Origin of the sequence: Streptomyces angustmyceticus, assembly GCF_040701845.1 — a bacterium.
Classification (GTDB): Bacteria; Actinomycetota; Actinomycetes; order Streptomycetales; family Streptomycetaceae; genus Streptomyces; species Streptomyces angustmyceticus_A.
Genome location: NZ_JBFBHQ010000016.1, coordinates 65,062 through 74,493, shown reverse-complemented (window position 1 = coordinate 74,493; position 9,432 = coordinate 65,062). Strand labels below are relative to the sequence as shown.

At 71.5% G+C, this 9,432-nt stretch carries 10 protein-coding genes; 3 read left to right on the top strand and 7 right to left on the bottom strand.

All coding sequences use genetic code 11. From position 1 onward, the window contains the following. The first annotated feature begins 223 nt into the window (after positions 1–223). Complete coding sequence (locus AB0411_RS26660; protein WP_366419854.1) at positions 224–1,696, top strand: sensor histidine kinase; 1,473 nt, start codon at positions 224–226, stop codon at positions 1,694–1,696. A 178-nt stretch (positions 1,697–1,874) separates the two neighbouring features. Here the strand turns inward: AB0411_RS26660 and AB0411_RS26655 are convergent, their stop codons facing one another. Further along, entirely contained in the window at positions 1,875–2,132 is a 258-nt protein-coding gene (locus AB0411_RS26655; protein ID WP_003983230.1) for a WhiB family transcriptional regulator, read from the bottom strand. A gap of 319 nt (positions 2,133–2,451) precedes the next feature. Next, positions 2,452–3,435 carry a diacylglycerol/lipid kinase family protein gene (locus AB0411_RS26650; RefSeq protein ID WP_366419804.1) on the bottom strand — a complete coding sequence of 328 codons (984 nt, stop codon included), beginning with the start codon at positions 3,433–3,435 and terminating at the stop codon, positions 2,452–2,454. Between the two features lie 95 nt (positions 3,436–3,530). Between AB0411_RS26650 and AB0411_RS26645 the strand changes: the two genes are divergently transcribed. Further along, positions 3,531–3,992: a hypothetical protein gene (locus tag AB0411_RS26645; protein WP_366419803.1), complete on the top strand. Its 462-nt coding sequence runs from the start codon at positions 3,531–3,533 to the stop codon at positions 3,990–3,992. Between the two features lie 136 nt (positions 3,993–4,128). Here AB0411_RS26645 and AB0411_RS26640 read toward each other — a convergent pair whose 3' ends face one another. The 4 genes from AB0411_RS26640 to AB0411_RS26625 form a co-directional block, all read right to left on the bottom strand. Next, complete coding sequence (locus tag AB0411_RS26640) at positions 4,129–5,088, bottom strand: RNA polymerase sigma factor SigF (RefSeq protein WP_366419853.1); 960 nt, start codon at positions 5,086–5,088, stop codon at positions 4,129–4,131. 43 nt (positions 5,089–5,131) lie between these two features. Continuing rightward, positions 5,132–5,545, bottom strand: a complete 414-nt coding sequence (locus AB0411_RS26635; RefSeq protein WP_003985353.1) for an anti-sigma factor — start codon at positions 5,543–5,545, stop codon at positions 5,132–5,134. Between the two features lie 292 nt (positions 5,546–5,837). After that, positions 5,838–6,326, bottom strand: coding sequence for a GNAT family N-acetyltransferase (locus tag AB0411_RS26630; protein WP_366419802.1), 489 nt, complete (start codon positions 6,324–6,326; stop codon positions 5,838–5,840). Positions 6,327–6,358: 32 nt separating this feature from the next. Then, positions 6,359–6,619, bottom strand: coding sequence for a UBP-type zinc finger domain-containing protein (locus tag AB0411_RS26625; RefSeq protein WP_086720691.1), 261 nt, complete (start codon positions 6,617–6,619; stop codon positions 6,359–6,361). Positions 6,620–6,677: 58 nt separating this feature from the next. On the opposite strand from AB0411_RS26625, the gene AB0411_RS26620 reads away from it, so the two are divergent. Continuing rightward, the gene (locus AB0411_RS26620) at positions 6,678–8,279 is read left to right on the top strand and encodes a Na+/H+ antiporter (protein ID WP_366419801.1); all 1,602 of its coding nucleotides are present in this window, start codon (positions 6,678–6,680) and stop codon (positions 8,277–8,279) included. Positions 8,280–8,449: 170 nt separating this feature from the next. Here AB0411_RS26620 and AB0411_RS26615 read toward each other — a convergent pair whose 3' ends face one another. Next, entirely contained in the window at positions 8,450–9,382 is a 933-nt protein-coding gene (locus AB0411_RS26615) for a 1-aminocyclopropane-1-carboxylate deaminase/D-cysteine desulfhydrase (protein ID WP_366419800.1), read from the bottom strand. Positions 9,383–9,432: the final 50 nt, after the last annotated feature.

The following is a 9,432-nucleotide window of genomic DNA, read 5'->3' as shown; positions in this document are numbered from 1 at the left end:
AGGCGCCCCTGTGTGCGGTAGGGGCACGGTCCCGTCCAGGGACCGGTCGATCGGAGGCCTCGGCGCAGTCAGGGCAGAGAGCGCTTTCGGCCTCGTTCCGCTCTCCTGTGCGGGGAGGGCGGAGGTCTTTGCTGAATTCTGGACTAGACCATTCTCACTTGTCCATGCCCGTGCGGACACAACAGATACACCGTACGCCGGTAGGCTCCAAGACGTGCCCTCCATGAACGATCTCGTACGCCAGCACACCGCTCTGAGCGACACCGACCTCGAGTGGCTCCATCTGCTGGTCTCGGAGTGGCAGCTGCTCTCCGACCTCTCCTTCGCCGATCTCGTCCTGTGGGTTCCCACCCTCGACGGCACCCGCTACGTATCGGTCGCCCAGATGCGGCCCAATACGGGCCCCACCTCCTACCAGGACGACATGGTCGGTCATCTCGTTCCCCGTGGCCGTCGTCCCATGCTCGATTCCGCCCTGGACGAGGGCCGCATCGTGCGGGAGGGCGACCCGGAGTGGCGGGAGGAGGTGCCGGTGCGCGTCGAGTCCATCCCGGTGCGCCGGGAGGGCCGGGTGCTCGGGGTGATCGCCCGCAACACCAACCTGCTGACCGTCCGCACCCCCAGCCGGCTGGAGCTCACCTACCTCCAGAGCGCGTCCGACCTCGCCCAGATGATCGCTGCCGGAACGTTTCCCTTCCCCGGCCAGCAGGTCGACATGGATGCCTCGCCGCGGGCCGGCGACGGACTGATCCGGCTCGACGCGGACGGCATCGTCCAGTACGCCAGCCCCAACGCGCTCTCCGCCTACCACCGGCTCGGCCTCGCCGCCGACCTCGTGGGCCACCATCTCGGCCAGGCCACCGCCGAACTGGCGCCCGCCCGCGGCCCGGTGGACGAGGCACTGGTCAAACTCGCCAGCGGCTGGGCCCCCAGGGAATTCGAGGTCGAAGGGGACGAAGGCGTCATCCAATTGCGCGCCATTCCGCTCAAACCCAAGGGAACGCACAGTGGTTCGCTGGTTTTGCTGCGTGATGTGACCGAACTGAGACGTCGCGAGCGCGAGCTGATCACCAAAGACGCCACCATCCGGGAAATCCACCACAGGGTGAAGAACAATTTGCAGACGGTCGCCGCGCTGCTGCGGCTGCAGTCGCGCCGGATGGATTCCGAGCAGGGCCGCGACGCTCTCAACGAGGCCGTGCGCAGGGTCGGTTCGATTGCGATCGTGCACGAGACGCTGTCCCAGACCCTCGACGAGCGGGTCGAGTTCGACGAGATCGCGGACCGGGTGCTGGCCATGGTCGCCGAGATCTCCCCGGGCAAGGTGACCGCCCGCCGCACCGGGCGCTTCGGCATCCTGGACGCCGAGGTGGCCACCCCGCTGTCGATGGTGCTCACCGAGGTGCTGCAGAACGCCCTGGAGCACGCCTTCGACCAGGCGGAGCACGGCACGGTCGAGGTCGGCGCGGTGCGCGGCGGCAGCCGCAGCGAGCCGCGGCTGCTGGTCACCGTCCAGGACAACGGACGCGGCCTGCCCGAGGGGTTCGATCCGCATCGCGCCGGGAATCTGGGGCTGCAGATCGTACGGACCCTGGTGGAGGGGGAGTTGGGCGGGACGTTCGACATGGTGCCCGCGCCCGAGCGCGGTACGCAGGTCGTCCTCGACGTCCCCGTACGGGCCGAGAAGCAGCACTGAGGCCGGCCGGGCCGCCGGGTGCGCCGGGCCCGGTCCGGCCCGGAACAGCAGGAAGCCCCGGACCCATCCGGTCCGGGGCTCAAAGCTATAGCGATGCGATAACGACCGGGTCTCAGCGACTCCGGGGGTGCATCGGGGGTACTGCGCGCTGCGGCTCGGGGGCCACGGGGCTACTGGCTCAGGCGCTGGCGTTGCGCGCCCGGTTGCGAGCTGCACGGCGCTTCATCGCGCGGCGCTCGTCCTCGCTCAGTCCACCCCAGACGCCGGAGTCCTGGCCGGACTCGAGCGCCCACTGCAGGCACTGCTCCATGACGGGGCAGCGGCGGCAGACGGCCTTGGCTTCCTCGATCTGCAGCAGCGCAGGACCGGTGTTGCCGATGGGGAAGAAGAGCTCGGGGTCTTCCTCGCGGCAAACGGCGCGGTGACGCCAGTCCATGGCTGCTCCATCTCCTCGTGTGACGGGATCGTTGCTTGTGAATGTGAACGCTTTCACGAATCCCTCCACAAGGGAAGGGCCGAACTCCAGTCGTGAACTGGCGCGGTCCTGTGGAATGAGGAGGGGATTCGGGCTCTCAAGGGGGCCGGTAAAGCGGCCGTCCCGATCGCCATGAAGAGACTCGCAAACCTCGGCTGCGGATACAACCCCTTCCGGAAACTTTTTTTTGATTCCTTGGTGTCGCCTAGCTCACAGCCGTCATTCCAGGGGGTGGAAACCAGTCTAAACGTTCGAGTGAAAGGACTTTAGGCTCTGCTGCTCACACAATCACACGCAGTGCACGGCGTACGCCTGTGAACGTCACACTCGTACGCAGCCCCAGGTGGTCACCGTCCATCTGGAACGGCAGGGGAACCTGCGAATGCAAGGTGAAGTTCGTGAGGTCATGAAGTGAGAGCGCGTGCTTGCCCCGGGGGCCGCGCTCGGGTGTTGACGCCAGCAGCTGGGTGGCGTACCGGGTCACCGCGGGTGGCGAGAGCTTGCTCAGTGCGAACAGATCCAGGCCCGTGTCGAACGAGGCGTCCGGGGACGGGTAGATCGGCCGATTGCCCAGGTAGGACCACGGAGCGGTGTTGCAGATTATGGCCAGCGCGAGGTTCTCTACCCGCTCCGCCGGGCCCTGGGACCCGCCAGGGCGTTCGAGGGTGAGGAGGCCCCGCCGGCGGTTCCGCTCGCCCAGGAACTGCCGTACGACCTGTCGCACGTACAGGGCGTGGGTCGAACGCTTGCCGCGTTCGCGCTGCTGCTCGACCCGGCCCACGACGCCGGCGTCGAAACCGAAGCCGGCGCAGAAGGTGAACCAGCGCTCCGGTACGCCCTCGTCCTCGCTGCCCGGGGTGCCGGCCGCCAGCCCCAGGCCGATGGTGCGCTCGCTGCCGTCGCGCAGCGCGTCCAGCAGGGCGCCGGTCGCCTCCACCACGTCGTTGGGGAGGCCGAGCGCGCGGGCGAAGACATTGGTGGAGCCGCCGGGGACGACGGCCAGCCGGGGGTGCGAGTCCGGATCGGGGCCGTTGGCCAGCAGGCCGTTGACGACCTCGTTGACCGTGCCGTCGCCGCCGAGCGCCACCACCAGGTCGGTCTCCCCGCTCTCGGTGGCCTGCCGGGCGAGATCACGGGCATGGCCCCGGTACTGCGTCTGCGCGACCTCCAGTTTGAGGTCGCTGGCGAGCGCGTGGGTGAGTACCTCGCGGGTGCGGGCACTGGTGGTGGTTGCTGCGGGATTGACCACGAGGAGTGCGCGCATATGGAGCAGCGTACCTACCTGCTGGTACCGCTCCGGCGCCCCGTCCGGCTCCGGGGCGGGGCCGGCGGCCGGGGCGCCGGAGCTACCCTGCTGGGGTGAGCAGTCAGCAGAAGCAGTCCGTGTCCCGAGCCGCCGGGGCCCCCGCGGGGCCCGAGCCGACCGGCCCGCGGCCCGCCCGGCTGAGCGCCGCCGCGGCGCTCACCGCGGTCGAGGGGCTCGCGCTGGCCGCCCTCGGCGGGTACATGCTGATCATGGGGCTCGCCGGTGCGCCGGACAGTGCGCGGCAGGCGGAGATGGGCGGGCTGACGGTCCTGGCGCTCGCGGTGCTGCCGCTGGTGGCCGCGCGAGGACTGTGGCTGCGCCGCCGCTGGAGCCGGGGCCCCTCGCTGATCACCCAGATCGTGGCGCTGCCGGTGGCCTGGACGCTCGTCAACGGCGGCGGGGCGCTGATCGCGGCCGGCATCGGGCTGGCCGTGGCCGCGCTGGTGGTGCTGGTGCTGCTGGTCAACCCCACGGCCACCGAGGCGCTGGGCATCGGGCCGCGCGAGACGCCCTGAGGCGCGTGCCCTGAGGGCCGTTCCGCCCGTCCCGTGTGCCGCCGGTCCGGGCGGCGCGCCTGACGGGAGGAAACGGGGGCCCGACGCACGAGGGGCGGAGCCCGTGAGAGCCCCGCCCGCGCCGTTCAGCCGTTCCTCACTCCTCGACGAGCAGCTTGTCGCGCAGCTGGGCGAGGGTGCGGGCCAGCAGGCGGGAGACGTGCATCTGGGAGATGCCGACCTCCTGGGCGATCTGCGACTGGGTCATGTTGCCGAAGAAACGCAGCAGCAGGATCTTCTTCTCGCGCGGCGGGAGGTCCTCCAGCAGCGGCTTGAGGGACTCGCGGTACTCCACGCCCTCCAGCGCCTCGTCCTCGGCGCCGAGGGTGTCGGCGACGGCCGGGGACTCGTCGTCGGTGTCCGGGACGTCCAGGGAGAGGGTGCTGTAGGCGTTGGCCGACTCCAGCCCCTCCAGGACCTCCTCCTCCGAGATCGCCAGATGCTCGGCCAGCTCGTGGACCGTGGGGGCGCGCCCGTGCCGCTGGGACAGCTCGGCGGTCGCGGTGGTCAGCGACAGCCGCAGCTCCTGGAGGCGGCGCGGGACGCGGACCGCCCAGCCCTTGTCGCGGAAGTGCCGCTTGATCTCGCCGACGACGGTGGGGGTGGCGTACGTGGAGAACTCCACGCCGCGCTCCGGGTCGAAGCGGTCCACGGACTTGATCAGACCGATCGTGGCGACCTGGGTCAGATCGTCCAGCGGCTCGCCGCGGTTGCGGAAGCGCCGGGCCAGATGCTCGACGAGGGGGAGGTGCATGCGGACGAGGGTGTTGCGCAGTTCCGCGCGTTCCGGGGAGCCGTCGGGCAGCTTGCGCAGCTCGTAGAACATCGCCCGGGCGCCGCTGCGGTCCTGCGGCTCGTGCGCATGCTGTTGGTCCTGCAGCTGGTGTTCGGGGGCCGGCGCATCGTGCTGATGCGCCTGCTGTCCCGGCTGCTCGCTCTGCTCCATGTGGTCCGCCCGCTCTGCCTGCTCCGCCGCATCCAACCGGCCGCCGTGGTCCTCTACGGCCACCGGATGCGGCCGGGCCTGCTGCTCGGGGATGGTCGCACTGGACGCCATCCGCCCGCCGCGTTCGAGATCTTTCACGGGGCCCCCTGTTCGGTCATGACGGTCCGGGACCGGCGCCGCGCTCCTTGTACAGACTGATGGTGACCGTACGGTCCTCGGCGACCGTGGAATCGACCTTGCCGGCCAGTGCGGAGAGCACCGTCCAGGCGAACGTGTCGCGCTCCGGGGCGCGGCCGTCGGTTGTCGGGGCCGACACGGTCACCTGCAGTGCGTCGTCGATGAGGCGGAAGACGCAGCTCAGCACACTGCCGGGGACGGCCTGTTGCAGCAGGATCGCGCAGGCCTCGTCGACCGCGATGCGCAGATCCTCGATCTCGTCGAGGGTGAAGTCCAAGCGGGCTGCGAGTCCGGCCGTGGCCGTACGCAGCACGGACAGGTAGGCACCCGCAGCGGGCAGACGGACTTCCACGAAGTCCTGAGTCCCGGGCTCGCCTGCGATCTGGGACACCCTCACCTCCAAGGTGGCACAAGCTGGTTGAGCTGGAATACGCGATGTTCGCGTTGTTCGGGATATGCGTGCCGGTTCTTTTCCCTCTCGGACGACAAGAAGAACGATCCGGCGCGACACATGGTTCGGCTGTGACGCTATCGCGATCTGCGGGCCGGTGTCGCCCGGAAGGCGCACGGCTGCCGTCCGGCGACGCTCCGGCCCCGGTTCGCCCGGCGCCCTCACTGTCACTGATTGTAAAGCCACGGGTACGGACAGTGGCTAGAGGTGTGCACTGTCAAATCGATGCCGATTACGCTCCGTTGACACGCGAGGTGCCCGCAAGGTTGTGCAGTGCCTCTCCAGTGAGCCGGAAGACCGTCCATTCGTCCATGGGGCGGGCACCGATGGACCGGTAAAGGCCGATGGACGGTTCGTTCCAATCCAGGACCGACCACTCGAAACGCTCGTATCCACGGGCCACGCAGATCTCCGCGAGGGCCGCGAGCAGCGCCTTGCCGTGGCCGTCGCCGCGCGCCTCGGGGCGGACGTAGAGGTCCTCCAGATAGACACCGTGCGTGCCCGTCCACGTCGAGAAGTTCCGGAACCACAGGGCAAAGCCGACCGGGGTGTCGCCGGCCTCCGCGATCAGCGCGAAGGCGGCCGGCTGCGGTCCGAAGAGGGCCTCCTCGAGCTGCGGCCCGGTGGCCCGCGCGGCCTCGGAGGCACGCTCGTACGCCGCCAGCTCGCCGATCATGGCCAGGATGACGGGGACGTCGTCGGGGGTCGCTTCGCGGATCATGGGTGAAGGCTAAACGGGTCCGCGGAGATGCTTCACACCAGCTTCTGGTCGACGAAGCACCAGCGCCAGGACTCACCCGGTTCGAAGGTCCGCATCACGGGGTGGCCGGTCTCCTCGAAGTGCCGGGTCGCATGCCGGAAGGGCGACGAATCGCAGCAGCCGACGTGGCCGCAGACCCGGCACTTCCGCAGCTGTACGGGGTGGCTGCCGGCGGCCAGGCACTCCAGGCAGGTGGCGCTCAGCGGGGCCGGCTCGGGGCGCGGCAGTTCGGCAACGTGCGTGCACTCGCTCATGATGGCCAGGTTAGATCGCCGGGACGGGCGGCGAAGGGTTCGGGGACGGGACGGGTCGATGGCTGTGATGCCGCTGTTTTTGCTGGTCGCGGGGAGCGCGGCGGTCGCCGGGCTGGCACGCCGTACCCCCGTCCCCGCGCCGCTGCTGCTGGTCGCCGCCGGTCTCGTGGTGTCCTTCGTCCCGGGAATCCCGGACTACACCCTCGATCCGCACATCGTGCTGCCGCTGGTGCTGCCGCCGCTGCTGCACACCGCCGCGCTGGACAGCTCGTACCTGGACCTGCGGGCCAACCTGCGGCCGGTGGCGCTGCTGTCCGTCGGGTACGTGCTGTTCGCGACGCTGGCCGTCGGCGCGCTGGCCTACCTCGTCATCCCGGGCCTGCCGCTGACCGTCGCGCTGGTCCTGGGGGCCGTCGTCGCCCCGCCGGACGCCGTCGCGGCCACCGCCATCGCCCGCCGGCTCGGGCTGCCGCACCGGATCACCACGATCCTGCAGGGCGAATCGCTGTTCAACGACGCCACCGCGATCACCGCGTACAAGGTGCTGCTCGCCGCGGCCCTCGGGGCCGGTGCCACCTGGGGCGACGGGCTCAGGGAGTTCGCCGTCGCCTCGCTGGGCGGCATCGGGATCGGCATCGTCCTGATGGTGCCGCTGCACTGGCTGCGCGTCCGGCTGCGCGAGTCGGCGCTGCTGGAGAACACCCTCTCGCTGCTCATCCCGTTCTTCGCCTACGCGGCGGCCGAGCAGCTGCACGCCTCCGGGGTGCTCGCCGTCGTCGTGGTCGGCCTCTACCTGGGGCACCGCTCCTGGCAGGTCGACTTCGAGACCCGGCTCCAGGAGGAGGCCGTGTGGAAGGTGGTCTCCTTCGTCCTGGAGTCCGCCGTCTTCGCGCTGATCGGGCTGCAGCTGCGGGTCGTGCTGCGCGGGCTGGGGGAGTTCGGCGCGGCGCAGGCCCTCTGGTACGCGGTCGTGATGTTCCTCGCCGTGGTCCTGGCGCGCTTCGTGTGGGTCTTTCCCGGGACCTATCTGCCGCGCGCCCTGTCGGCCCGCATCCGGGCCCGGGAGCCGGACACCAACTGGAAGTCGCCGGTCGTCGTCGGCTGGGCCGGGATGCGCGGCGTGGTGTCGCTGGCCATCGCGTTCTCCCTCCCGTCCACCGTGCCCGGCGGCGGCGCCTTCCCGGCGCGCAACCTCGTGCTCTTCCTGACCTTCACCACGGTCATCGCCACCCTCGTCGTCCAGGGGCTGACGCTGCCGCCGCTGATCCGCGCGCTGAAGCTGCCGGGGCCGGACCCGCAGCGGGAGACGCTCGCCGAGGCGCAGGCGCAGAACGAGGCCTCGCGCACCGCCGAGGAGCGCCTGGAGGAGCTGCTCCGGGACGAGCGCAACACCCTGCCGGGGCCGCTCGCCGACCGGCTGCGCACGATCATGGAGCGGCGCCGCAACGCCGTGTGGGAGCGGCTCGGCGCGGTCAACGAGGTGACCGGGGAGTCGGCCGACCAGACCTACCGGCGGCTGGCCCGCGAGATGATCGACGCCGAGCGGCGGGTGTTCGTCCAGCTGCGGGACTCCGGCCGGATCGACGACGAGATGCTGCGGACGCTGCTGCGCCGGCTGGACCTGGAGGAGGCGGCGGCCTACCGCGAGGAGGCCTCCTAGAGGCGTCGTGCCCGGGGGCGCCGTCGCGGAGGGCCGGCCTCGGGCGGACGGGCAGCGGGCGGTGGCCGCGGGCAGGCCGGGCGAGGCCAATGCGGTGGAGTCCGGTGCGGCGGGGGCCGGTCGGGCGGAGGCCGGTGCGGCGGGCGCGGTCCTGCCGGGAGCGGTCCCGCTCACGGGGTGCCGGTGATCACCGCGGCCACCGTGCTGCCGGGGGCGAAGGCGCCCTCGCCGGCCAGGGCCGTCAGGCCGTACAGCAGCTTGGCGACGTAGATCCGCTCCAGGGGCAGCTGGTGCCGGGCCTCGAAGGCGTCCGCGAACGCGTCGAGTTCCGGGGTGCGGCGGGCGTATCCGCCGCAGTGGAAGCGGCCGTCGAGCCGCCAGTCGCCGCGCGGTCCGCCGAACGCCGCGCGCTGCAGCTCCTCGACCGTCCCCCGGAGGAAGTGCGGGTCGCCGCCCCTGAGCACGGGCACGCCCAGGGCCCGCTGCCCCGGTCCCAGCCCCGCGGCCAGTCCGGCCAGGGTGCCGCCCGTCCCGCAGGCCACCGCGACGGTGTCCGCGACACCGCGCAGCTCCCGGCCCAGCTCGGTACAGCCCTGCGCGGCGAGGGCGTTGCTGCCGCCCTCGGGTATGACGCGGAACGCGCCGAAGAGGTCGTGCAGGGCGGCGAGCACGTCCGGGTCGCCGGTGCGGCGGTAGCGGGCCCGGTCGAGGAAGTGCAGCCGCATGCCGTCGGCGGCGCAGCGGGCCAGGGACGGGTTGAGCGGTGCGCCGGCGAGCTCGTCGCCGCGGACCACCCCGATGGTGGCGAAGCCGAGCAGCCGGCCCGCCGCGGCGGTGGCCCGCAGATGGTTGGAGTAGGCGCCGCCGAAGGTCAGCAGCGCACGGTCGCCCGCCGCGGCGGCGGCGCGCAGGTTCGGCGCCAGCTTGCGCCACTTGTTGCCCGGCAGATCCGGGTGGATCAGATCGTCCCGCTTGAGCACCAGCCGCACGCCGCGGCGCGCGAACGGCTCGTCCTCGATCTCCTGGAGGGGTGAGGGCAGGCGCGGGCGCAGGGTGTGCGGATCCGGCGGCGGGCCGGGGACGGTGCTGGTCACGCCGCCCATTGTCCCGGGCGCGGCGCGGCGGGCGTCTCCCTGCCGGGCCCCGCCCGTGG

Excerpts from the sequence above, each read along its gene's own strand:
- AB0411_RS26660 (WP_366419854.1), top strand. The coding sequence starts at position 224 with ATGAACGATCTCGTACGCCAGCACACCGCTCTGAGCGACACCGACCTC.
- AB0411_RS26655 (WP_003983230.1), bottom strand. The coding sequence starts at position 2,132 with ATGGACTGGCGTCACCGCGCCGTTTGCCGCGAGGAAGACCCCGAGCTC.
- AB0411_RS26650 (WP_366419804.1), bottom strand. The coding sequence starts at position 3,435 with ATGCGCGCACTCCTCGTGGTCAATCCCGCAGCAACCACCACCAGTGCC.
- AB0411_RS26640 (WP_366419853.1), bottom strand. The coding sequence starts at position 5,088 with ATGGCGTCCAGTGCGACCATCCCCGAGCAGCAGGCCCGGCCGCATCCG.
- AB0411_RS26630 (WP_366419802.1), bottom strand. The coding sequence starts at position 6,326 with ATGATCCGCGAAGCGACCCCCGACGACGTCCCCGTCATCCTGGCCATG.
- AB0411_RS26625 (WP_086720691.1), bottom strand. The coding sequence starts at position 6,619 with ATGAGCGAGTGCACGCACGTTGCCGAACTGCCGCGCCCCGAGCCGGCC.
- AB0411_RS26620 (WP_366419801.1), top strand. The coding sequence starts at position 6,678 with ATGGCTGTGATGCCGCTGTTTTTGCTGGTCGCGGGGAGCGCGGCGGTC.
- AB0411_RS26615 (WP_366419800.1), bottom strand. The coding sequence starts at position 9,382 with ATGGGCGGCGTGACCAGCACCGTCCCCGGCCCGCCGCCGGATCCGCAC.